Raw genomic sequence first — 22,481 nt, forward strand, 5'->3', positions numbered from 1 at the left:
ACGGACCTCCTTGGGAACGGACGGATCGGCCAGGCGCCTCACGGTGACTGTAGCCGCTGTTACAGGAACTACGCTAGATGTCGCAGACGCTACATCAGGATTTCTTGCCGGGCCGGACGTCGATCGCCAGGCTGATCGCGAACGCGGCCACGATCAGCGCGCCACCGAGCAGGGTCAGGCCGGTGTCGCCGAACAGCTTCGCCGTCATCGCGGCGTACAGCACGACCAGCGACGCGACCACGGCCACGGCGATCTTCCAGTCGTCGCCGATGATGAAGTCGTACCAGAACTGCCCGAAGGCCTTGAGGAACTTCACTTGTCCACCTCCACAGGGGTTCCGGCCACGGCCGGGGTCTTCGCGGGAACGCGCAGCACGGCGACGAAGATCCGGCTGAGCAGGAACCACGCGGCCAGCAGGGCCAGGATCATCAGGTCGTGACCCGGCCAGTCGAGACTGGCGCGGCCGTCCTGGAAGATCCCGATGCCCTCGACGGCCCAGTACGTTCCGAACGACGCGAGCAGCAGGCCGACGCCGTACTTGAGCAGGTTCTCGTTGATCATCGACAGCGGGCGGCGCAGTGCCACCGCGATCACCAGCACCACCACGACCGCGGCGAGCGCGCCCGCACTGGCCCCGGGGATGTTGCCGGCGTTGAGGCCGAAGGTGATCACGATGAACACCACCTCCATGCCCTCCAGGAAGACACCCTTGAACGACACCATGAACGAGAACATGTCGATGCTGCCGGTGCTCTGCCCCGCCGCCTTGGCCGCTGCGACCTCTTCCTGGTAGATCGCCGCCTCGTCGTGCACGGCCTTGCGTCCCGACGACCGCAGGATCGCCTTTCTCAGCCACTGCAGGCCGAAGATCAGCAGCAGGCCTCCGATCGCCAGCTGCAGCGCCGACTCGGGAAGCCAGGTGGCCAGCGCGTAGCCGGCGAACACCGTCACCACGGCCAGGGCGCCGAGCGCGGCCAGCGTGCCGAGCAACGACGACTTCCAGCTCCGGGTGTAGCCCATCGCCATCACGATCGTGGTGGCTTCCACCATCTCCACGAAACACGCGACGAACGTCGCGATGATCAGGCCCCACGTTGCCGCGTCCATCTCTCACTTCCCTCAGCTCGATGAAACATATGCTGCATCGAACGATAGTTACGTTGTTTCGTGAGTGTCAACGAGTCGTCCCAAATCAGTTGCTAGAGGCAACTTTCGGGCAGGCCGAAGCGCCCGGCGGCCCCGAGTCCGCGGGATCCACCGGGCGCCTGGGCGCTCCGAGGCCTACCCGCAGGCCACCGCCAGCTGGGCCCGCAGGCCCGCCCGCAGCGGGATGCACATCGGCTTGCCGCTGACCGGGTGCGGCACCACCTTCGACTCCACCCCGAACACGTCGCGGATGATGTCGCAGGTGAACACGTCCTCGGGCGCCCCTTCGGTGACCAGGGCCCCGGACTTCATCACGAACACGTGGTCGGCGTACTCCGCGGCCATGTTGAAGTCGTGCAGCACCATCGCGACCGTCTTGCCCTGCTCCTGGTTCAGCTGGTGCAGCAGGTCGAGCACCTCGAGCTGGTAGGCGACGTCCAGGTACGTCGTCGGCTCGTCGAGCAGGATCAGGTCGGTGCCCTGGGCCAGGCACAGCGCGATCCAGACTCGTTGCCGCTGGCCACCGGACAGCTGGTCGACGTGCTGGTGGCGCAGTACCGCCGTACTGGTGACCTCCATGGCCCACTCGACGGCATCCTTGTCGGCCTGGCTCGGGACCTTGAGCGAGGTCCGGTGCGGGTGCCGGCCGAACCAGACCAGGTCCTCGACCGAGATCGACTCGGGCGCGGTCAGGACCTGGGGCAGGATCGCCAGCAGCCGCGCCACCTCCTTGGTCGAGGTTTCGTGAATCGACTTGCCGTCCAGGATCACGCTGCCCTTGGCCGGCGGCAGCAGCCGGGCCAGGGCCCGCAGCGCGGTGCTCTTGCCGCAACCGTTCGGCCCGATCAGCACGCTGACCTTGCCGTCCGGGATGGTCAGGGTCAGGTCCCTGGCGATGACCGTCTGGTCATAGGCCAGCTGGACTCCTTGTGCCTGCAGACGCATGGCGGTCTCCTACTTTCCGGTCTTCACGAGCAGGTAGAGGAAGTACGGTCCGCCGACGACGGCGGTGACGAGTCCGGCGGGAATCTCCAACGGCGGCGCGAGTCCGCGGCCGAGCATGTCGGCGATCAGCATCAGCAGTACGCCGAACACGGCCGCCGACGGGATCGACGCGAGGTGCCGGCCGCCGAAGACCCGGCGCGCCATGTGCGGCGCGATCAGGCCGACGAACCCGATCGTCCCGGACACCGCCACCGCCGCGGAGGCGAGCGCGACCGCGAACAGCAGCAGGATCCGCCGGGTCCGCTCGACCGGCTCCCCCAGCCCGGCGGCGAGGTCGTCGCCGAGCCCGAGGACGTCGAGCTTGCGGGCCCAGATCATGATCAGCGGAACCAGCACCAGCACCCAGGGCAGGATCTCCAGCACCGAGCTCATCGACCGGCCGAACAAGCTGCCGGTCAGCCAGATCAGCGCGGCACTGACGTCCAGCGGGTTCTGCACCAGCAGGAACCGGATCCCCGCTTCGAACGCCGCGCTGACCGCGATGCCGACCAGCGCGATCCGGACCGGTGTCGCACCCCGGCGGTAGGCCAGCAGGTACACCAGGGCGGCGGCCGCGAGACCGCCGACGAAGGCCGCCGGCACGATGGCGAACACCGGCAGACCGGGCAGTGCGAGCAGGAGCAGCATGCCCGCGAAGCCCGCGCCCTTGGTCACGCCAACCACATCCGGCGCGGCGAGCGGGTTGCGGATGACGCCCTGCATCACAGCACCGGAGACCGCGAGCGCGACACCGACCAGCCAGGCGAGCAGGACTCGCGGCAGCTGGAAGTCCACCACGATCTGCGCGGCCTGGTCGGTGGTGTTGCCGATCAGGGCGTTGGCGACGTCTCCCATCGAGACCTCGGTCGCGCCGACGCTGAGGCTGTACAGACTGAGCAGCACCGCCGCCACGGCGAGCGATCCCATCAGGATCTTCGGGTGCCGCTGAGCGACCGTCGTACGGCGGACGTGCTGGGCGACGATCGTCGTGGTCGTCATGAGGTCACCTTCTGCCGGCGGGCCAGGTACACGAAGATCGGCGCACCGATCAGGGCGGTCACCACACCGGCCGGGACTTCGAACGGAGGTTTCACGTACCGCGACAGGACGTCGGCGTACAGCACGAGGACGCCGCCGCCGGCCGCGCACAGCGGCAGCAGCACCGCGTAGTTGGAGCCGACCAGCCGCCGCATGATGTGCGGCACGATCAGCCCGATGAACGCCACCGGGCCGGCCACCGACACCGCGGCACCGCAGAGCACGATGACGAGGGTCGATCCGATGATCCGCGTGCGCTCGATGTTCTGGCCCAGTCCGCGGGCCATGTCGTCACCGAGCGCCAGCAGGTTCAGCGGCCGGGCCATCGCGAACGCGCCGGCCAGACCGAGCACCAGCCACGGCAGCAGGTTGCGAACGTCCGGCCAGGCGGCGAAGTTGACGCCGCCGACCAGCCAGAACAGCACGCTGTCGGTGGAGTTCTCGTCGAAGATGATCAGCACCTGGGTCAGGGAGATCAGCAGGCTGCTCGCCGTGACGCCGGCCAGGGCGAGCCGGATCGGACTGACTCGTCCCCGGCCCGAGCCGGCCAGCAGCATCACGGAAACACCGGCCGCGGCCGCTCCCCCGAACGCCAGCAGGATCGTCGGCGCACCGGACAGCGACGGCACGACGGTGATCGCCAGTACGACGACCAGCACCGCCCCGGCGTTGACGCCCATGATCTCGGGCGCCGCCAGCGGGTTGGCCGCGACGGCCTGCATCAAGGCCCCGGCCACCGCCAGGGCGGCGCCGACGCAGAGCGCCAGCACCACCCGCGGCAGCCGGATCGACTGGACGATCAGCTCGTCCGGTTCGTTCGCCCGGAAGATCGCCCCCGGCAGCCGGGACAGCGAGATCGACTGGCTGCCGATCGACAGCGCCCACGCGACCCCGACGACCACGATCACCAGCAGGGCCAGGCTCACCCAGGTCACCCGCTGCTTGCTGGTCACGATCTTCGGCCGCTTGGGGCCGGTCTCCTGGGCCGGCCGGGGCAGTACGGAGGTGCTCATGTCACTTCCCGTACAGGAGTTTGACGGCTTCCTTGGCGACGACCTCGGAGGCGATCAGCCCGCGGGAGCGGGACCACTCGTTCGGGTCGACGTCGAAGGTGGCGTTGTTCTTCACCGCCGGGAGCTCCTTCCACAGCGGGCTCTTGGTCCACTGGTCCCGCAGCGTCGGGCCGTCGTTCGGCGCGATGAACATGACGTCGGGCTTGTTGACGACCAGCGTCTCGAGGGTGAGCGAGACCGACGCGTCACCGGACTCGTCCGGCAATGACGAGCCGATCCCGATCGCCGACAGCACGCCGGGTGTGTAGGCCTTCGGCGGGAAACCGGTGAAGCCCTTCTCCGAGGCCCGGACGAACAACGCCTTGCGGCTCTCGCCGGCCGGCGCCTGCGCCTTCAGGCCGGCCATGGTCTTGTCGTGCTCCTCGAGCCGGGTCTTCATCTCGTCGCACTTGTTCACCGCGATCGCGGTCGACATCTCACTGTCCAGCACCTGCTGGTAGTTGCCGTTCAGGCTCGGGAACGCGATCGTCGGCGCGATCTTCGACAGCTGGGCGTAGATCGCCTTGTGCCGGCCCGAGTCGGCCACGATCAGGTCCGGCTTCAGCGCGGTGATCACCTGGATGTTCGGCGTGGCCCGTAGACCGACCGACTTGTACGGGCCGACCTTGTCGCGCAGCGCGGCGATGATCCGCTCCGGCTGGTCGTCGTCGGCCACGCCGACCGGCGACAGGCCGACCGCGACCAGCGCGTCGACGAACGAGTACTCCAGCGTCACCACCTTGGTGGGGCTGCCGGTGATCGTGGTGGTGCCCAGGTCGTGCTTGACCGTACGGGTCTGCTGACCGCACTGATCCTGGTTGACGTCCGAACTGACGCCTTTGGCCGCCGCGGCGCGATCGGCGTTGGGAGCGGCGCCGGTCGCCGGCGAGGAGCCGGCACCGCCGCAGCCGGACAGGGCGGCTGCGGCGGCGGTCAGGGCGAGGGCGGCGACAACGCGGCGGCCCGGAGAAGCGAGGTGGGACATGGCGGGTGCTCCTGGTCTCGGCAGAGCAGTGCAGGGTGAGATTCAGCCGCCCGGCGAGGGGATCACCGGCCCGGAACGGTCTGAGAAGAATTCGGCGTTGTGTTTGCTACGAATATTCAGATGACGGTAATGACCACTACAATCGCTGTCAACGGGTCGAGCCGTCATTTCCTTGCGGCGACATCGCACCCGCGGATGTCATGATCGGTGCGTGCCCGAACAACCACAGCGAGGCGGAGGAAAAGTGTCCGTAGCGAAGACGCCGACCTTGCAGGAGCGGGTCGCCAGCCGGATCGGTTCACTGACCGCCACCGAGCGCAAGGTCGCCGAGTACCTCGCGGCCCATCCGCAGGAGGCCGCGTTCGGCTCGGCGGAGGAGCTCGGCAAGGCGACCGGCACCAGCGACGCCAGCGTCGTACGGACCGCCAAGGCGCTCGGGTTCGACGGCCTACCCGGCCTGAAGCGTTCCCTGCAAGGGCATCTGCAGACGTTGCTCAGCCCGGCCAGCCGGCTCAGCAACAGCCTGGAGGGGGTCACCGACGGACCCGAGGCGATGCTGACCGCGACATTGCGCGACCACGTCGAGCGGCTGCAGGCGGCCGAACGCACCCTCGACGGCGCCGAGTTCCGGCGCGCGGTCGAGCTGCTCGGGGCCGCCCGCGAGACGCTCGTCTGCGGGTTCGCGGGCCTGGACGGCGTCTCGGCGTACATCGCCACGCACCTGACCAGGATCGGTCACCGCGCTCGCGCCGCCTCGGACACCGGCTACCGTCTCGCGGATCGGCTGCTCCTGCTGGGCCCCGAGGACGTGGCGATCGTGATGGCGCACAACCGCATCCAGCGCGAGAGCCGCGTCATCCTGGACCACTGCACCGCTGTCGGCGTACCGGTGATCCTGCTGACCGACACGCTCGGCGAAGCCCTGCGCGACAAGGTGGACGTCGTCCTGTCGGCACCGATGAGCCGGCCCGGCACGTTCACCAGCCAGGCGACCGTGCTGATCCTCCTGGAGGCGCTGACGATCGCCGTCGCCGCCGCCGACCGGGAGCGTGCGCTCGAGGTCACCGGGCAGATGCACCAGCTCCGCGAGGAGCTGAACGGCCACGCGCTCAACGACGAGACCGCGTTGGTGGCGGCTCGCCCCAAACGCCGGCGCCGGCGCAAGTGACGGCTCAGATCTTGCCTTCGGTGCGTTCGTAGACGTCGGCCTCGAACTCCTCCAGCAACCGCTCGCAGTCGAGCACCTTGGCCCGCGCCAGCTCCTTGCCTTCGGCATTCATCCAGTCCCGGTCCTCCACCTTGGCCAGCCAGCGCCGCAGCTTCTCCAGGTCCTGGCGGATCTCCTCGGCCTCCTCGAAGGTGTAGTTCTCCCGGAACCGCTCGAACTCGATCTCCTTGACGAACTTGGTGTCGCACTCCTCGACGATCTCGGCGTACTCCTTGGCGGACTGGCTGCGGAAACCGTCGACGAACTGGGTCTGCGCGTCCTCGCCGACGTCGGTCAGGGTGAGGAAGACGCTCGAGCCACCGAGCTCGGTCACCTTCTCCCGGACCTTCTCCATCCCGGTCCGCAGCTCCTCGCGGTCGGGCAGCACGCACACGGCCTGCTGCACGTAGAACCCGCCGAGCCGCTTCAGCTCCCGCCACACCGCCACGCGAGCGCGCGACGAGTCGCTGGGAACCTTGTAGATCAGCAGCAGCCACCGATCGCTGTTCACGTCGGTCGCCGCCTTCTTCTGCCGAGTCGCCATGCCGGACAGGTTATCCGGCCGACCGATCGCGGCGGGCGTTCAGGCGCCGGCACGTCCGGCTCGTTCCCGCAGACCGTCGACGAGGTAGGGCATCACCTCCTGCCAGTCCGCGACCAGGCCCACGTCGCAGTGCGCGAAGACCTCCGCCGCCGGATCGGTGTTGATCGCCAGCACGGTCCCGGCCCGGCTCGCGCCGGCCAGGTGGTTGTGGTTGCCGGACAGGCCCACGGCGACGTACATCCGCGGGGCCACGCTCCGGCCGGTGATCCCGAGCTGGCGCCCGTGCGGCAGCCAGCCCTGGTCGGTGACCTTGCGGGTGGCGGCCAGCTCGGCGCTCAGCAGCTCGCGGATCGGTTCCAGCGCGCCGTACTGGGTGGGATCGACGCCGCGGCCGACGCCGATCACCACACCGGCCCGGTCGAGCGCGTCGCCTTCGTGCCCGGTACGACGGTCGAACCGGGTGATCGCCGGATCGTCGCCGACCGGCAGAACCTGATGCCCGTACGCCGGCAGCTCGCGCGCCCGCGGCAACGGCAGCATCCCCGTGCGCAACGTGGCGATCTGCGGCGAGCCGTGGCTGACGATCTCCGCAAGATTGCCACCACCGGACGGCTTTAGGCCCTGCAGGCGCCCATCGCCGCGGATCGTGAAGCTGACCAGGTCTGACATCAGACCCGCGTCCAGCGCCACCGCGAGTCGAGCCAGCACCTCGCGCTCCCACGGCAGCGCGCCACCGATCACCGCCCAGGGCGCCAGTTCGCCGATCATTCCAGCCAGTACGGCGGCCACCGGGCGCGGCTCGTCGCCGGTCAGCGACACCACCGAGTCGGCGCCCCAGCGGGCCAGGTCGGCGGCATCAGCCGTGGAATCAATGCGCACGGCAATCACCCGGGCGCCGATTTCCGCCGCCAATTCCGCGGCGGCGGCGAGTAATGCCCGGGTGCATTCCTCGGGCGCCGGTCCGGTGAGCGCAAAGATGCTCTGATCGCCGTTCGCCGAAAGCGGTACGGCGGGCGAGGACTCCGGTTGATGGTCGAAGGTGTCGAAGCAACCGCGGTTGAACAGCTCGGCGATGGCCCGGTCGACCTGGACCTTCGGCGTACCGCGAAAGATGACCGGCTCGCGGGTCAGGCCGATCGGTCTGACCCCGGTGACCTTGGTCGGGCTGCCGGCCAGGCCCCAGCGCGCCGGAGGGAGGTCGGCGACGGTGACGTGGCGGATGTTCTCGCCGTTGGGCCACTCCTCCACCGGGACCTTGCAGGGTGGGCAGGATCGTTCAGCCACCGCGATGACGGCGGGGAGATCGATCAGGACCGACTCGGTGCCGTTGTCGTACTGGACGACGGCACGAATCCGGTTCGCCTCCTGCTGCTCGAGGTCGAGGACCGGGCCGGCGAACGGCAGTCCGAGCAGCTCGGCCACCATCGAACCGATGGCTCCGGTGCTTCCGTCGACCGAGCTCGCGCCGACGAGGACGAGATCGGCGCCGTCGACCAACCCGGTGAGAGCCTTCGCTGTGACCAAGCAGTCCGACCCCGCCAACGCCGGATCACTCAGGTGGACGGCGTCGTCGACGCCCCAGGCGAGCGCCTCGCGCAGGACGTCGGTCGCGGACGCGGGGCCCATCGTGACCGCCGTACTGCGGCCGCCCGACTCCTGCGCCAGCCGGACGCCTTGGGCGACAGCGCGACGGCACCACGGGTTCATCTCCGTGACGGCGCCGCCGCGCTCGAGCCGGCCGTCGGCGTCCAGGCGACCACCGTGGTCCCCCTTCGGCACCTGCTTGGCCAGCACGGTCACCCGCAACGGCGTCACGACAGCCCGGTCCCCACCGCGAGGCCGATCAGGAAGGTCACCCCGGCCGACAGTCCACCGAGCAGCAGCTGGCGGCCTCCGCCGTACCAGAACGGGCGGGCGGTGATCTTCGCGACGATGCCGCCGGTGACCACGAGCCCGATCACGCTCAGCAGGAGCGCCGGCCACACACTGCCCGCGCCCAGCAGGAACGGCAGCAGAGGAATCAGCGCACCCACCGCGAAGGCCGCGAACGACGAGCCGGCCGCCAGCCACGGCGACGGCAGGTCGTTGGGATCGACCCCGAGCTCCTCCCGGACGTGGACCTCGAGCGCGACGTCCGGGTCAGCCGTCAACTCCTTGGCCACCTCGGCTGCCAGCTCCGGGCGCAGGCCCTTCGCCTCGTACATCAACGTCAGCTCGCGCAGCTCGTCCTCGGGGTGGGTGCGCAGCTCGCGACGCTCGGTCTCGATCTCGGCCTGCATCAACTCGGTCTGCGACGACACCGAGGTGAACTCCCCCGACGCCATTGAGCAGGCGCCGGCCACCAGGCCGGCCAGCCCGGTCATGATCACGACCTTCCCGCTCGCACCTCCACCGACCACCCCCGCGACCAGCGCGAAGTTCGACACCAGCCCGTCCATCACGCCGAAGGTGGCCGGCCGCAGCCACCCACCCGTCACATCGCGGTGCGAGTGGTGAAGCTCCGCCGGTTGATCGACGACATCCGCGGTCATCTCGTCAGTCCTTCCGCAACAGTTAGGTATGCGTAACCTTCCGTCCAACGCATCACCTGTTACATCAGACTAGGCGTTACTTTCCCGCCTTGGCAACGGGTTCCCCCGAACCGACCGTCCTCGGCCCGACCCAACCCGAGGGGTAGTGACCCGGCGAAAGGGGTACGTGGGCGAGATGACTTCTTCGCATCAGGGACTTGGACCTGCTGTCGAGATCGATGAGCGGCTGACGGCGATCGAGCGCAGGCTCGATCTGCTGCTCAACCTGACGCCGGTCAACGCGGCGGAGGCTTGGGCGGACTTCGAGCGCGGCGACTTCGGGGCAGCGCCGACGTTGCGGCTGCGGCCGTTGGAGTTCGAGCCCGACCTGCTGCGCCGGGAGCTGTACGACCTTGAGATCGAGACGGTGGACGATCCCGCGTTGCACACGCTCTTCCGGTCCAAGCGGGACGAGATCGCGCGCGAGATCACGATCCTGGAGGATCGCGACACGTCACGGTTCGTGTACGGATCGCTCCAGCTGTACGGCGAGGTGTCGCCGCCGCTCGCGTCAGCGGCCGAGGAGTTGCTCGACCTGATTCCACCACAGGCTCCGAGCAGCCGCAGTGTCACGGCGGGTGCGTTCGCGCAGGCCGCTCAGGAGGAGTTCGAGCGGTACCAGGCGGTGTACCCGGACTTCCCGACGGCCGTCGAGGTCCGTGAGGACGTCTCCGAACTGATGGTCTCGTTCGGCCGGCTGCTCATCCCCGAGACCGCCGCGATCCGGGCGGACCGCGTCGAACCCTTGCTGCACCACGAGGTCGGGACCCATGTCGTCACCTACCAGAACGGCGCCCGGCAGCCGTTGACGTTGCTGACGATCGGGTTGCCCGGTTACGACGAGACCCAGGAGGGCCTGGCCGTCCTGGCCGAGTACCTGGTCGGTGGACTGGATCCGCGGCGGCTGCGGGTGCTGGCGGCCAGAGTCGTTGCCGTGGGCAAGATGCTGGAGGGTGCGGAGTTCCTGGACATCTTCGAGTCGCTCCGCGGGGAGTACCGGATCCCGGTCAAGACGGCCTGGTCGATCGCGATCCGCGTCGTCGTCGGCGGCGGGTCGGTGAAGGACGCGATCTACCTGCGCGGGATCACCCGCATCCTGGAGACCCTTGCTGAAGGCAACAGCCTCGACGTGCTCTTCGTCGGCAAGCTCGCCCTGGACCACGTCTCGCTGGTCCAGGACCTGCTCGACCGCGGCGTCCTCGAGGAGCCGTGGGTCCGCCCGCGGTGGCTGGAGGTTCCCGGCGCTCAGGAACGACTGGACAGATTGCGCGCCGGGGCCTCGGTCACCGACCTGTACGAAGGAGTCGCATCGTGAAGCTGGCGTTCTTCGTCAACGACGTGCCGAACGAGATCGACGAGTACGCGACCACGCGCCTGGCCAGAGCCGCCGTCCAGCGTGGGCACGAGGTCTGGTACGTCGGAGTCGGCGACGTCGAGGCCGGTCCGGGCGACGGTGAGCTGACGGCCCGGGCCCAGGCCGCCGAGTTCCGGCCCGGCGACACGCTCGCCACCTTCATGAGCCGCCTCAAGGAGCGCGACGCCGAGCGGATCGTGATGGACGACCTCGACGCCCTCTTCCTGCGCAACGAGTCGATCGACGACCTGCGGTACCGGCCGTGGGCGAGTCCGCTGGGTGTGGTCTTCGGACAGATGCTCGCGGCCCGCGGCGTGACGGTGGTGAACGATCCGTCGAACCTCGGCCGCGCGACGAGCAAGCTCTACCTGGAGGAGTTCCCGGCCGCGATCCGGCCCCGGTCGCTGGTGACCCGCGACCCGGCGGCGATCGAGCGCTTCGCGGCCGAGGTGGGGCACTGCGTCGTCAAGCCGCTGTACGGGTCCAAGGGGCGCAACGTCTTCATGATCGAGGACCAGGGGGCGGCGAACCTCGCCCAGATGACGGCGGCGGTCCTCGAGGACGGCTACGCGATCGCTCAGGAGTTCGTCGACGGCGGTGAGCACGGTGATGCCCGGATCTTCCTGCTGGAGGGCCGGCTCCTGGAGCACGACGGCAAACCGGCCGCCTTCCGGCGGGTCCCGACGGGCAACGATCCGCGGGCCAACATCAGCGCGGGCGGGCGTTCGGTCCCGCTCGAGCTCGGCGCCGGCGAACGCGACATCATCGAAGCGATGAGCGAGAAACTCGTTGCCGACGGCATGTTCTTCGTGGGCATCGACGTGATCGGCAGCAAGGTGGTGGAGATCAACGCGGAGAGCCCCGGCGGCCTCCAGAGCGTCGAGAGGCTCTACGACATCGACGTCTGTCCCACCGTCATCGAGGCCCTGGAACGCCGTACCGACCTGGAAATCGCTACGCGGCCGTCCAGCAGCCCAGCTTCGCGACGGCCACGACTACGGGACAGGCAGGGCAGCTCATGAACACAATCCGCCGATCAGCAGACCGCCGTCGCTCAACGGGCAGCAGGGCCCCCACGATCTCGCCGCGCAGTTCCTGGCGACCGAGCACTGGAGCCTCCTGGCGACGCGCAGCATGAGGTGGTGATGCTCGAACTCCCCACCGTTCTTGCCGCCTCGGCCGCCGCGTTCGCCCTGGCGCTGCTGTCGGCGGTGGCAGGCTTCGGTGGCGGGGTACTCCTGCTGCCGATCTTCACCGCCTTGTTCGGACTCCGAGTCGCCGTCCCGATGCTCACCCTCACCCAACTGTCCAGCAACGCCGCACGGGTCTGGTTCAACCGCCGCGACCTGCACTGGCCGCTCATCGGCTGGTTCGCCGCAGGCGCCGTGCCGTTCGCCGTCGCAGGGGGACTGCTGCTCGCGCATGCGCCGATCAGCCCGCTCAAACGTCTGCTCGGTGTGTTTCTGATCGGCGTGGTCGTCTGGCGCCGGCTGAACCGCCGCCCCCGCAAACCCTCCGATCACAGCTTCGCCGGTGTCGGCGCCGCGTCCGGACTCGGCTCAGCTCTGCTCGGCTCGGTCGGTCCGCTGACCGCCCCGTTCTTCCTCGCCTACGGCCTGACCCGGGCCGCCTACATCGGCACCGAGGCCGCCGGCGCACTCACCCTGCACCTGTCAAAGATCGCCGCCTACGGCGCCGGCGACCTCCTCACCCACACGGTGCTCATCTACGGCGCCGCGCTCACCCCCGCCACCCTCGCCGGCGCCTGGGTCGGCAAGAAACTCGTGAATCGCCTCAGCGACCGTGTCTTCGTCGCACTCGTCGAGCTCGGCCTCGTCGCCGCCGGAGCGCTCTTCCTCATCGGGGTATGAACTCCACGGAACTCACCGCGATCGCCTGGCATCCGCACCACGACAGAGCATCCAGCGCGTCCCGCAACGGCTCATCCTTCCGTCTGATCATCGATCCGGCTGCCGCGCAAATAGTGAGAGAAAGCGCTGTCGTACTTCGGGTGCCGCCGATAGCGCGACGGAACCACCCGTCCTTCGAGGTCGTCCGCGGTACTGTCCGCGAACCGCCACATCCGCCGGGCGATCCGGCCTGCAACGCCGACGTGCGGCGAGTTGGGGTGCGTACGCGTCGGCGAGCTGTCCTGCGTCGTCAACAGGTCCTCCGCGACGGCCGCCAGAGTGTTCCAGTCGGAGTCCGCCGCGATCCGGGCGGCGATCACGCTCTCGAGCTGCTCGTGCTCCGACAGCAGCCGATCGATCACCACCCACACCTCGTCGTGTCCCAGGTCCAGATAGCGCTGGTCGCCGTACTGACGGCCTTTCAGTACCCGCAGCGACTGCTCGAGTTTCCGCAAGTTGCCCAGATACCGGGAGACTTCGTCCGACGGCCAGTTCCTGGCCTGGTGCAGCAGGACCTCGGCCGATGCCGCGAGGTGCTGAGCGGTGTACGCCGTGAACAGGTCCGCGCCGTGCCGGCGGTGATGCGGAGCAGCCAAGTGACTCCGCGGCACCGCCGCCAGGTCCTGCAGCCGGGCGTGTTCGGAACGCAAGGCCGCATCGAGCCGTGACTCCGGGGTCTCGGTTCGCTTCAACGCGTCCCGATCAGACATCCCTGGATGCACCGCGTCGATCAGGTGGTGATGCTCCGGATGCTTCCTCAGGTAACGGTCGATGGCAGGGCAGTAGTTGGTGACCTGCCCACCCCAGGTGTCGAGGTCGTTGAACACCGTCCGGATCAGCAGCGTTGCATGCCCTCGACCGCGAAGGTCCGAGCGAATCTCGGTGAGCCCGAAGACCCGTCGGTCGTCCACATCGCGATAGTCGAGGGTGCCGGCGGTCTCCCGGCCGAGGCGCAGCTCGTAGTAGCCGAGTTCCGAATTCTCGATGACTTCGAGGTGTGCGGCGTGGTCGTCCACGAGGATCTTCACAGCTCACTCCAAACGGTTCCTTGGTCAGCTTCGTCCGGCCATCACTCCGCCGTCGACGTTCAGGATCGCGCCGGTGATCCAGCTCGCTTGGTCCGACAGCAGGAAGGTGATCGCCGACGCGATGTCGCCCGCGGTGCCCACGCGGCCCAGCGGATGGAACGGGTTGAACTCCTGGATCGCCTGTTCGAGCTGGTCCTTCGGGATGAAGCCCTCGTACAGCGGTGTGGCCACCACCGCGGGCGCGACCGCGTTCACGCGGATGCCGTCCGCGGCCAGTTCCATCGCCAGGTTGTGCGTCAAGGCGTGCAGCCCCGCCTTCGCCATCGAGTACCCGGTGGCCGGAGTAGCCGCGACGGCCTGGTGCGCCCACATCGAGCCGATGTTGACAATCGCGCCGCCACGTCCGGCGGCCTTCATGCCCCGGACAACGGTCTGGGTGAGGAAGAACGTCGCGCGGCTGAGCTCGAGGTAGGCGTCGTAGTCCGCGCCGTCGTAGTCGAGGAATCCCCTCGGGATGAAGAAGCCGGCCGCGTTGACCAGCAGGGTCGCGTCCGAGTGATCGGCCGCCAGCCGCTTCTGGACCTCCTCGACCTGGCCACGGTCGGCCAGGTCCGCGGTGATTCCCCACGCCCTGCCCTCACCGAGCTCAGCGACGGTGTCGTCCACCTTGGCCTCGTTACGGCCGACGATCACCGCGCTGGCCCCCAGCCCGACGATGTCCACGGCAGTCTGACGGCCCATACCGCTGCTCCCGCCGACCACCACGATCTTGCGTCCTTCGAAGTTTCCGGTCATGACGTACTCCCTTCAGATTGAACTGGCCGCGATGTCGCGCCCCAGTAATCTGTGTCGGTACGCCGCGCCGTCTTACCGCCGCCGGTGATCTGTCCGGTCAGCCGGGTAAGACACCGCAACGCATCGACACTCACCTTCATGGACGAGTCCACCGAGCAGGACGAGGAGATCCGGTGAGCCAGCAAGAACCTTCGTCGGTAGCCGAGCAACTGGTCGACAACAGTGGCGGAGGTCGCTTCGAGTTCCACCGCGGCGAAGACCTCGTCGGCTGGCTCTACTACACGCGCTTGAGGCCCAACCGGTACGCCCTCCGGCACACCGAAGTCGAGCCGAGTCATCAACACCAGGGCGTCGCCGGCGCGATGGTACGGCGGGTGCTGGCCGAGATCCGCCTCCGCGAGGGCACGATCACCGCCATCTGCCCCTTTGTGGCCGATTTCCTCTCGCGTACGTCGACGTACGACGACCTGATCGATCCCCAGCACCCGGGCTACCCCGACCGCGCCACCGCCGAAGCAGCACAGCGGAATCCGACCAGCTGAGGTCCGACGGGCCGGGACGCCCGGCCAATGACGCGGTGGACAGGGGGTGATCACTGCCGACCCTCCAAAGAGGCCGATATGGTCCGTTTTGACCAGACGACCGAGCCACTGTCCAGATCCTGCTTGAACGAACCCGATACATTTTCCGCTGCGATGGACGATATAGTCCAGTCTCCGAGTGCAACCACGCGCCCCCCGGTCTCCAGTCCCCCTGTGGGATCCGGACAGCGCAACAGGAGGGTGGCAATGACCAACCACGTCCTCGAACCCGATGGAACGGGCTTCTACCTGAGCATCGACAGCGCAGACTCCGAGACCTCCGACCAGGCAGCCTCGTCCTCAACCGCTCCAGCAGCCGGACCACGCGAGACGCCGGCAGCCACCGTGACCCACCATGCGGACGAGGAGTCCTACGAGCTACTCGTCGGCGGACAACGCGCCGGGATCCTCGTGTATCACGTGATCGGCTCGCACCTGTCGATCACCCACACCGTCATCGACCAGCCCTACCGCGGGAAAGGACTCTCCTGGGTGCTCATCCGGCACGCTCTCGACGACCTGCGCACGAGGTCGGTGACGGTGTCGAACTACTGCGCGGTCGTACACCAATTCGTCAAGAACAATCCCGAGTACGGCGAGCTGCTCGGCCTGCCGCAGTCGGCTTGATTCGCCTCTCGGGCAACGAACAGACAGGACGGTGAAGCCATGGCGGACCACAGCGCGGTAGACAGCCCTGCGGCCGAGACGACGCTGAACGTGCCCGATCTCGAGATCCGGGCGCGGATCCTCGAGTCAGCCGCCGCGCTCTTCTACACCAAGGGCGTCGCCTCGACCTCGCTCACCGACATCCGGAAGGCCAGCAGCACCAGCGAATCGCAGCTGTCCAACCACTTCCCGGACAAGACGTCCCTCGTCCACGCTGTGATCGACATCCAGTCCCGGCACGTTCTCGCCCGGGAGGAAGATCGCCTGGCGGAGGTGACGAGCTTCTCCGGCCTGCGACGCTGGCGTGACGCGCTCATCCGGTCCAACACCCTCCAGGACGGATCCTACGGGTGCGCCCTCGGCTCGATGTCGACCGAACTGTCCGACAAGGACGAACGATCCCGTACGGCCCTTGCGCTGGCCTTCAGGAGTTGGCAACAGCTCCTCGTCGATGCCCTGGAACGCCTGCGTCAACAGGGAGTTCTCTCGCCCGACGTCGACACGCGCAAGCTCGGAACCGGTCTACTGGCTGCCTTGCAAGGCGGATACGTCCTCGCCCAGAACGCGCACAGCTCCCAGCCGATGGCCGACGCGCTGGACATGGCCCTGGACCGCATCAGCTCCTTCGCGACCCACGCAGGCTGACAAGTCCAGCATCTGTTCGGTCTGCACGACTTCGCCCTGGACGACGCGCAGGCATCGCATCAACCCCAAGGTCGAGCGCTACTGGTCGCTCCAGACGCGACCCGTTTGGGTCGAGAGCAGATGATCGACGATGTCCACGGCCGGTTGCTCCGGGCCGGTCGTCCCGGGACCGGTGAGGTCGAGAACGAAGCGGCGAATCAAGGGATCGTCGACCTCCGCGGGATCTATTCCGGCGAGCCAGGCCTGTAGAGCCGCATCCGCTCTTCGCGCTCGCAGGACATTGACGGTGACTCCGGTGCCGCTGAGCTCCGCGGCCAGGTTGACGGTGTGCGCTTCCAGCGCGGCCACGCACGCCGCGTAGATGTTGCCGCCGGGCCAGGAGACCAGGTTGCCGACCACGGCGCACACGTTGACGATCCGGCCCCAGCCCTGGTGGACCATCGACGGGATGACCGCCCCGGCGAGCACCGCCACGCTGGCGACGTTCATGGCCAGCGAACGAAGGATCTCCGCCGGGTCGAGCGTGCTCACGCCGCCGAGCGGCGCCACAGTAGCAGCGTGGCTGACCAGGATGTCGACCTGGCCGAACACTTGCTCGACACCCCGTACGAGTCCGGGGACGGACTCGGGATCCGACAGGTCGGCGGTGAACCCGTCCGCCTCACCGCCGGCAGCGCGGATTGCTGCCACTGTGGCGGCCACCCGAGCTGCCGACCTGGCGACGACCGCGACCGCAGCACCGGCCGCACCCAGCTGCTCAGCAATCGCTCGCTCGACACCACCGCCCGCTCCGGACACCAAAGCGACTCGGCCGTTGAACGGCTTTCCCGGATTCGCGCCTGACAACATGTCTGTTGGAGGCCGTACGGGAACCGCTTCTTACCTACTCGCCAGGTAACTTTGCGTGCGCACGGACCGAATCCATCGCCAGTTCGAGTGCGATCTGCATCGGTCCGGGATCCCGGGCCGCTTGAGCGAGAACGTAACCGCCCTGAATCGCGGCCATGATCCCGGTGGCCAGCCGCTGGGAATCTGCCTCCTGAGACAGCGTGTCGTTGGCCTTCATCCGCTCGAGCACAGCGACCAGCAGGGAGATCCAGGTGGTCAGGTGGGCGTCGAGATCGATGCGGGCGGCCTCGTCGTGGTCGGAGAGCTCGGTCGACAGCGCCCCCAGCTCGCAGCCCAGCGCTCCGCGCCGTACCGTGACGCGTTGGAGAATGGCCCTGCACCAGCGGTCGAGACCGCTGAAGGAGTCGACCCTGCGGAGGTACTGCTCCTCCCGCTCGAGCACCCGGCTGCCGCGCAGTTCGATCACCGCCTGGACCAGGGCACTCTTGTCCGCGAAATGCCGGTAGAGCTGTGACTTGCTGGTCCCGCTCGCCGCCGTCACCTCGTCGAGGGTGGTCGCCGCGGCGCCCTTGAGGGATATCAGCTCGTCGGCCGACGCGACGATCCGGGCTCTCGTGGCCGCGCCGCGCGCGGTCAGGCGGCGGTCGACGTCGTTTGCTGTCTCGGGCACGCAAAGAGCTTATCCGGCCGTGCCACGATCGCTGCCGCTTGATGGACACGCTCGACGGACCGTGATCAGCCGACCAGGCCATGGGACAGGTAAGTCTCCGCTCCAAGCCGACACCAACTCTCCTGAGAGGCCGGCACGCAGTCGGCCCGTTGACAGGAGGACGCACGTGAGCGAGGTCAGCCGGGAGTACTACGGCACCTACAGCGTGGACGACGAGGACCAGCTTCAGTTCTCGGACACGCTCGACGAGCGGGGGGTCTCCGACCTTCTCGACGAAGGCTACTCACCTCCGGAGAAGTGGTCGGCCGGGGAAGGCTTCGGTACCACCGCGACCGAGGCACTGCAGGGCGAGACCTTCGAACAGCGCCTGGCCCAGGAAGAGCCGGACATCGACCCGTACGCCGTACCGCCGGAGTCTGTCGACGGCCCCGAGGTGGGCCACGAACGCGCCGGCCGTCTCGTCGCTCCCGACGAAGGATCACACTACGACCTCGAGGAAGAGCTGATCGCGACCGACGTCGGGATCGACGGAGGTGCCGCGAGCGCCGAAGAGGCGGCGATCCACGTCGTGGACGACGAACCGTCCGAACTCGACGACCTCGACTGAGGGACCGACTGACGATCAAGAAGCGGTCAGACGTTGCTCACAGCCCGTGGAATGAGTGTGGAGTGCCCATGACGAGATTTCGGACCGTGTCTGCCGGCGGACTGGAGGTCTTCTACCGCGAAGCGGGCAGACCCGGAGCACCGAAGCTCCTCCTGCTCGGCGGATCCGCTGCGTCGTCGCATCAGTTCCGGAACCTGATGCCTGCACTTGCCGACCGGTTCCACCTCCTCGCGCTCGACTACCCCGGCTTCGGAAACTCCGAGAGCCCCGACCCGGCCGTCTGGGACTACACCTTCGACAGCCTCGCCGAGATCGTCGACGAGACCCTGCTCGCGATCGGCTTCACCGGGCCGATGGGTCTGTACCTGCAGGCCCACGGGGGCCCGATCGGGAACCGGCTGATCTCGCTTCATCCCGACTGGCTGCAGTGGCAGGTCATCCAGAACGCCAACAGCTATGAGGAGGGGCTCACGAACATCTGGGACGACATCCGCCGGGTCTTCTGGAGCGACCGCGACTCCCGGACCGAAGCCGCGCTCGAGGCGTTGTTCGAACCGGAAACAGTGAAGGAGATCCACCTCACGGGTCATCCCGACCCGACGAAGATCAGTCCGGACAGCTGGAACCTCGACCTGCACTTCCTGACTCGCCCGCGGGCACGCAAGGTGCAGCTGGACCTGCTCCTCGACTACCGCACGAACGCGGCCAAGTATCCGGACTGGCAGCGCCGGCTGCGCCGCGACCAGCCCAAGACCCTGATCTTCTGGGGCCAGGGCGACTTCTTCTTCACCCCGGCCGGCGGGGAGGCGTATCTGCGCGACCTCCCCGACGCGAAGCTGATTCGCCTCGACTCCGGCCACTTCGCGCTGGAGGACTGCTGGCAGGAAATCGTTGCCGGTATCAACAGCTTCTACGACGACACCGTCAGCTAGGTGCGGACCCGGCCGGTAAGTACGCCGGCCCGACGGGACGTGCTCGCTACTACAGCGTGGAGACTCCACACGACGAGTACACCGATGCCGCGTGGTGCTACCCGCACCCCAAGCAGTCAGCGATCGAAACGGTCGGGCACAACTTCACCGGGTACGTCGCGTTCGACACCACCCGAGTGGTCATCGAGTAGATCGAGGCGGCCGGCAAGCCCGTCAGTCGAACTCGTAGCGCTGCTCCCGCCATGGATCGCCGTGGTTGTGATATCCGGCGCTCTCCCAGAACCCGGGCTCGTCCCGCAGCAACAACCGCAGGCCGTTCAGCCACTTGGCTGACTTCCAGAAGTACAGGTGCGGGACGAGCAGGCGGACGGGACCGCCGTGCAGAGCTCCGAGTTCCTGTCCGTCGTACCGGTAGACGATCCAGGCCTTCCCGCCGCGGAGCTCGGCGAGCGGCAGATTCGTCGTGTAGCCGCCGTACGAGGTGGCAAGGACGTGGGTCGCCTCGGTGGTCATCTCGGCGAGCACGGTATCGAGGGAGACCCCTTCCCAGCGAGTGCCGAGCTTCGACCACCTGGTGACGCAATGGATGTCAGCGACGATGTGCTCGGCCGGGAGAGCCATCAGTTCGTCCCAGGTCAGGTGCTGTTGCTCTCGGGTCTCCGACGTGATCGTCAGCTCCCACTTGTCCTTGGGAATCAGCGGGGTGACGCTCGCCGACAGCACCGGGAAGTCGTCGGTCAGATGCTGACCCGGCGGGAGCCTGCGATCGCTGGCTTCGCCTCGGCCTTCGAATCCGCGATTGACGACTGCCATCTGCACCTCCAGGCGGAGCGCTCCGTTCGTACCTGCGTCGTTGCGATGCTCTCACGCGAGCTGCTGCTCCGGCAGGTAGCCGGCATCGACCAGCGCCGTCCGCAATTTGCGGCGGGCGTCGAACATCATCTTGTAGATCGCGTTGTGGGTCGCGCCGAGCTGATCCGCGAGCACATCGGTGGGCATCCCGTTCAGGACCAAGGCGACGAACACGGTCCGCTGCTTTGCCGTCAGCTTCTCGTCGACGGCACGGCGTACGGCTTGCATCAGATCCCGGCTCTCGGCGTGAGCCTCCGGCTCGATCCCCAGACGCGCGGGAAGGCGTTCCCAGTCCTCGTCGTCGAAGGCGACACCCGCCCGCTGCCAGAAGTGCCGGTTGACCTTGGCCGCCACATCGAAGATCACGAACTTGTACGCCCACGTGGTGAACTTGCAGTCCCCCCGGAACGTCTCGACCTTGCCGCAGATCGCCAGCAAGGCGTCCGCGGCCGCCTGGTGGGCGATGTCGTCCAGTTCGGGGCCGGCGAGTCGCAGCCTCGTGGCCCGCCGTCCTACCTCCGACCGAGCCGCCCGCAGCAGGACCTCGTACAGACGTCGGCTTGCCAGCTCACGCTGCTCACCACAACTGCTCAAATCGCGAACCCAGGCGCGGTTCTCGGCCGCCGACTCCGCAGAGACGACCCGCACCTGAGGCAGGGATTCGGGGACTTCGCTTTTCATGGATCTCCGGCGATCAACGCGACGTAGTGACCACGGGTCCGGCCTGACTTCGCCGACCAGCACAGCAACATGATGGACGATACCGTCCTTTTTGCTCGTCGTCCACTCCAGCTATAAGCTCGGAACTGGTCGACTTCGTCCGGTTTCGACCCGTACAGGCATCATTGACGAAAGGAGGATCCTCATGCGTGAACTCGCCGGGCTGCGGACCGAGATCAGGAACCACGCCTCGAACGCCTGGGCCACCGAACGCGGCTACGAGCCGATCTACGCCGCGTCACCGAGGTCGAGGATCGTCGTCATCGGCCAAGCGCCCGGCCGGCGCGCCCAGGAAAGCCAGATCCCGTGGAACGACGCCAGCGGGATCAAGCTGCGGGAGTGGCTGGCCGTCACCGACGCCCAGTTCTACGACCCGGACACGATCGCCCTGCTACCGATGGACTTCTACTACCCGGGTCAGGGCACACACGGGGATCTGCCGCCACACCCCGGCTTTGCGCCACTGTGGCATCCGAGGATCCTGCGGTTGATGCCTGAACTCCGTCTGACGGTTCTCATCGGCACCTACGCCCAGAAGCACTATCTCGGCCGCAGCGCGAAGGAGAATGTGACCGAGACCGTGCACGCCTACCGCGACTACGGTCCGGACCGGATCCCGCTGGTGCACCCGTCCCCGCTCAACTTCCGGTGGCAGGCGAAGAACCCGTGGTTCGAGGCCGAGGTGATTCCGGCTCTGCAAGCCCTGGTCGCGGCGGCCATCTCGGAACCTACGACCACGGATCGCTCCGAGAGCTAGGCGTAGCGCCCTTCGAACGTCACACCATCGGCGAGCCCGGTGAATCTGAGCCCGACGATCCGTGAACCTTCGACGAGCCAGCGGAGCGCGTAGCACGCCCGGTACGACGGCGGCCAGAAAGAGCAGAAGCGCCCGTCGTCATCGACGTACCACTCCCCCGCGCTGTCGCCGCCTCGCTCGGAGTAGGTGGTTCGACCATCGATCGTGAAGATCTGGCTCGCTCCGTCGGCGTACAGCAGGCGGCCGGCCGTCACTGCCTTCGGAATGTCGGCGGCGGAGACGGCTGCACCGTCCTCGGCCTGGACTCCCCGCAACTTCTCGGTCATGGCGACCATCTCCTCGTTGTGTTCGTGCCGGTGGTGCTGCGGGTCTTCGTTCTGAACAGCGGCCAGGAGCCCCCGAGCATCCTCCCCACACGCATCGCACGCGGCGAGGTGCGACGCCACGCCGGGATACTGCGCGGCCGCGTCGACACCGGCCGCCTGAAGCTCGACGTAGAGGTGCAGAACAGCCATCACCTCGTCACATCCGACGTCACGGGGGTCTGTGGCCAGGAATCGCTCGAGCGCCTCCCTCCACTCGGTCAAGC

27 protein-coding genes are annotated in these 22,481 nt (G+C 67.9%); 11 read left to right on the forward strand and 16 right to left on the reverse strand.

The window, feature by feature from the left end; translation table 11 throughout:
• Positions 1–94: 94 nt before the first annotated feature.
• The 6 genes from ABD235_RS11660 to ABD235_RS11685 form a co-directional block, all read right to left on the reverse strand.
• On the reverse strand, positions 95–316 hold the full coding sequence (locus ABD235_RS11660) for a hypothetical protein (RefSeq protein WP_344172991.1): 222 nt from the start codon (positions 314–316) through the stop codon (positions 95–97).
• Positions 313–1,107, reverse strand: a complete 795-nt coding sequence (locus ABD235_RS11665; RefSeq protein WP_344172993.1) for a COG4280 domain-containing protein — start codon at positions 1,105–1,107, stop codon at positions 313–315. Before ABD235_RS11665 ends, ABD235_RS11660 begins: the two co-directional genes overlap by 4 nt.
• 174 nt (positions 1,108–1,281) lie before the next feature.
• On the reverse strand, positions 1,282–2,091 hold the full coding sequence (locus ABD235_RS11670; protein ID WP_344172995.1) for an ABC transporter ATP-binding protein: 810 nt from the start codon (positions 2,089–2,091) through the stop codon (positions 1,282–1,284).
• A 9-nt stretch (positions 2,092–2,100) separates the two neighbouring features.
• Entirely contained in the window at positions 2,101–3,129 is a 1,029-nt protein-coding gene (locus ABD235_RS11675; protein ID WP_344172997.1) for a FecCD family ABC transporter permease, read from the reverse strand.
• Positions 3,126–4,181, reverse strand: coding sequence for a FecCD family ABC transporter permease (locus tag ABD235_RS11680; RefSeq protein WP_344172999.1), 1,056 nt, complete (start codon positions 4,179–4,181; stop codon positions 3,126–3,128). The genes ABD235_RS11675 and ABD235_RS11680 overlap by 4 nt, the downstream gene beginning before the upstream one ends.
• A 1-nt stretch (position 4,182) precedes the next feature.
• Positions 4,183–5,205 (reverse strand): ABC transporter substrate-binding protein, encoded by a 1,023-nt coding sequence (locus ABD235_RS11685; protein WP_344173001.1) that lies wholly within the window; start codon positions 5,203–5,205, stop codon positions 4,183–4,185.
• 244 nt (positions 5,206–5,449) lie between these two features.
• Between ABD235_RS11685 and ABD235_RS11690 the strand changes: the two genes are divergently transcribed.
• A complete protein-coding gene (locus tag ABD235_RS11690; protein ID WP_344173003.1) occupies positions 5,450–6,373 on the forward strand; it encodes a MurR/RpiR family transcriptional regulator in 924 nt (307 codons plus the stop codon).
• 4 nt (positions 6,374–6,377) lie between these two features.
• Here the strand turns inward: ABD235_RS11690 and ABD235_RS11695 are convergent, their stop codons facing one another.
• From ABD235_RS11695 to ABD235_RS11705, 3 genes are read right to left on the reverse strand one after another with little or no spacing between them, the layout of a single operon-like run.
• Positions 6,378–6,956, reverse strand: coding sequence for a Chromate resistance protein ChrB (locus tag ABD235_RS11695; RefSeq protein ID WP_344173005.1), 579 nt, complete (start codon positions 6,954–6,956; stop codon positions 6,378–6,380).
• Between the two features lie 39 nt (positions 6,957–6,995).
• Positions 6,996–8,771 carry an FAD-binding protein gene (locus ABD235_RS11700; RefSeq protein WP_344173007.1) on the reverse strand — a complete coding sequence of 592 codons (1,776 nt, stop codon included), beginning with the start codon at positions 8,769–8,771 and terminating at the stop codon, positions 6,996–6,998.
• On the reverse strand, positions 8,768–9,487 hold the full coding sequence (locus ABD235_RS11705) for a VIT1/CCC1 transporter family protein (protein ID WP_344173009.1): 720 nt from the start codon (positions 9,485–9,487) through the stop codon (positions 8,768–8,770). The genes ABD235_RS11700 and ABD235_RS11705 overlap by 4 nt, the downstream gene beginning before the upstream one ends.
• A gap of 175 nt (positions 9,488–9,662) precedes the next feature.
• Between ABD235_RS11705 and ABD235_RS11710 the strand changes: the two genes are divergently transcribed.
• The 3 genes from ABD235_RS11710 to ABD235_RS11720 all read left to right on the forward strand — a co-directional run bounded on the left by ABD235_RS11710 (position 9,663) and on the right by ABD235_RS11720 (position 12,751).
• Positions 9,663–10,841: a peptidase MATCAP family protein gene (locus ABD235_RS11710; protein ID WP_344173011.1), complete on the forward strand. Its 1,179-nt coding sequence runs from the start codon at positions 9,663–9,665 to the stop codon at positions 10,839–10,841.
• Positions 10,838–11,902 carry an ATP-grasp domain-containing protein gene (locus ABD235_RS11715; RefSeq protein WP_344173013.1) on the forward strand — a complete coding sequence of 355 codons (1,065 nt, stop codon included), beginning with the start codon at positions 10,838–10,840 and terminating at the stop codon, positions 11,900–11,902. Before ABD235_RS11710 ends, ABD235_RS11715 begins: the two co-directional genes overlap by 4 nt.
• 123 nt (positions 11,903–12,025) lie before the next feature.
• On the forward strand, positions 12,026–12,751 hold the full coding sequence (locus ABD235_RS11720) for a sulfite exporter TauE/SafE family protein (RefSeq protein ID WP_344173707.1): 726 nt from the start codon (positions 12,026–12,028) through the stop codon (positions 12,749–12,751).
• Between the two features lie 71 nt (positions 12,752–12,822).
• On the opposite strand, the gene ABD235_RS11725 is transcribed toward ABD235_RS11720, so the two are convergent.
• Both ABD235_RS11725 and ABD235_RS11730 read right to left on the reverse strand, forming a co-directional pair.
• Complete coding sequence (locus tag ABD235_RS11725; protein ID WP_344173015.1) at positions 12,823–13,818, reverse strand: GNAT family N-acetyltransferase; 996 nt, start codon at positions 13,816–13,818, stop codon at positions 12,823–12,825.
• A 24-nt stretch (positions 13,819–13,842) separates the two neighbouring features.
• Positions 13,843–14,613, reverse strand: a complete 771-nt coding sequence (locus ABD235_RS11730; protein ID WP_344173017.1) for an SDR family NAD(P)-dependent oxidoreductase — start codon at positions 14,611–14,613, stop codon at positions 13,843–13,845.
• A gap of 173 nt (positions 14,614–14,786) precedes the next feature.
• On the opposite strand from ABD235_RS11730, the gene ABD235_RS11735 reads away from it, so the two are divergent.
• From ABD235_RS11735 to ABD235_RS11745, 3 genes are all read left to right on the forward strand, one after another.
• Positions 14,787–15,155: a GNAT family N-acetyltransferase gene (locus tag ABD235_RS11735; protein ID WP_344173019.1), complete on the forward strand. Its 369-nt coding sequence runs from the start codon at positions 14,787–14,789 to the stop codon at positions 15,153–15,155.
• Between the two features lie 246 nt (positions 15,156–15,401).
• Entirely contained in the window at positions 15,402–15,821 is a 420-nt protein-coding gene (locus ABD235_RS11740) for a GNAT family N-acetyltransferase (protein ID WP_344173021.1), read from the forward strand.
• Positions 15,822–15,860: 39 nt separating this feature from the next.
• A complete protein-coding gene (locus ABD235_RS11745; protein WP_344173023.1) occupies positions 15,861–16,505 on the forward strand; it encodes a TetR/AcrR family transcriptional regulator in 645 nt (214 codons plus the stop codon).
• A 78-nt stretch (positions 16,506–16,583) separates the two neighbouring features.
• Here the strand turns inward: ABD235_RS11745 and ABD235_RS11750 are convergent, their stop codons facing one another.
• Both ABD235_RS11750 and ABD235_RS11755 read right to left on the reverse strand, forming a co-directional pair.
• On the reverse strand, positions 16,584–17,303 hold the full coding sequence (locus tag ABD235_RS11750; protein ID WP_344173025.1) for an SDR family NAD(P)-dependent oxidoreductase: 720 nt from the start codon (positions 17,301–17,303) through the stop codon (positions 16,584–16,586).
• Between the two features lie 85 nt (positions 17,304–17,388).
• Positions 17,389–18,024, reverse strand: a complete 636-nt coding sequence (locus tag ABD235_RS11755; protein ID WP_344173028.1) for a TetR/AcrR family transcriptional regulator — start codon at positions 18,022–18,024, stop codon at positions 17,389–17,391.
• Positions 18,025–18,190: 166 nt separating this feature from the next.
• Here ABD235_RS11755 and ABD235_RS11760 point away from each other — a divergent pair, with 166 nt between their 5' ends.
• The 3 genes from ABD235_RS11760 (at position 18,191) to ABD235_RS11770 (ending at position 19,754) form a co-directional block, all read left to right on the forward strand.
• Positions 18,191–18,631 (forward strand): DUF5709 domain-containing protein, encoded by a 441-nt coding sequence (locus ABD235_RS11760; protein WP_344173030.1) that lies wholly within the window; start codon positions 18,191–18,193, stop codon positions 18,629–18,631.
• A 68-nt stretch (positions 18,632–18,699) separates the two neighbouring features.
• On the forward strand, positions 18,700–19,563 hold the full coding sequence (locus ABD235_RS11765; RefSeq protein WP_344173032.1) for an alpha/beta fold hydrolase: 864 nt from the start codon (positions 18,700–18,702) through the stop codon (positions 19,561–19,563).
• Positions 19,509–19,754, forward strand: coding sequence for a DUF427 domain-containing protein (locus ABD235_RS11770; protein WP_344173710.1), 246 nt, complete (start codon positions 19,509–19,511; stop codon positions 19,752–19,754). The genes ABD235_RS11765 and ABD235_RS11770 overlap by 55 nt, the downstream gene beginning before the upstream one ends.
• Before the next feature lie 22 nt (positions 19,755–19,776).
• Here ABD235_RS11770 and ABD235_RS11775 read toward each other — a convergent pair whose 3' ends face one another.
• Together ABD235_RS11775 and ABD235_RS11780 are read right to left on the reverse strand one after the other, a co-directional pair.
• On the reverse strand, positions 19,777–20,376 hold the full coding sequence (locus ABD235_RS11775; protein WP_344173034.1) for a sulfite oxidase-like oxidoreductase: 600 nt from the start codon (positions 20,374–20,376) through the stop codon (positions 19,777–19,779).
• 51 nt (positions 20,377–20,427) lie between these two features.
• Positions 20,428–21,096: a sigma-70 family RNA polymerase sigma factor gene (locus ABD235_RS11780; protein ID WP_344173036.1), complete on the reverse strand. Its 669-nt coding sequence runs from the start codon at positions 21,094–21,096 to the stop codon at positions 20,428–20,430.
• Between the two features lie 184 nt (positions 21,097–21,280).
• Between ABD235_RS11780 and ABD235_RS11785 the strand changes: the two genes are divergently transcribed.
• Positions 21,281–21,892, forward strand: coding sequence for a uracil-DNA glycosylase family protein (locus ABD235_RS11785; RefSeq protein ID WP_344173038.1), 612 nt, complete (start codon positions 21,281–21,283; stop codon positions 21,890–21,892).
• Here the strand turns inward: ABD235_RS11785 and ABD235_RS11790 are convergent.
• On the reverse strand, positions 21,889–22,479 hold the full coding sequence (locus tag ABD235_RS11790) for a hypothetical protein (protein ID WP_344173040.1): 591 nt from the start codon (positions 22,477–22,479) through the stop codon (positions 21,889–21,891). The two genes, ABD235_RS11785 and ABD235_RS11790, sit on opposite strands and share 4 nt — an antisense overlap.
• Positions 22,480–22,481 lie beyond the last annotated feature (2 nt).

It is taken from the genome of Kribbella lupini (assembly GCF_039529595.1).
In the GTDB taxonomy this organism is placed as follows: Bacteria; Actinomycetota; Actinomycetes; order Propionibacteriales; family Kribbellaceae; genus Kribbella; species Kribbella lupini.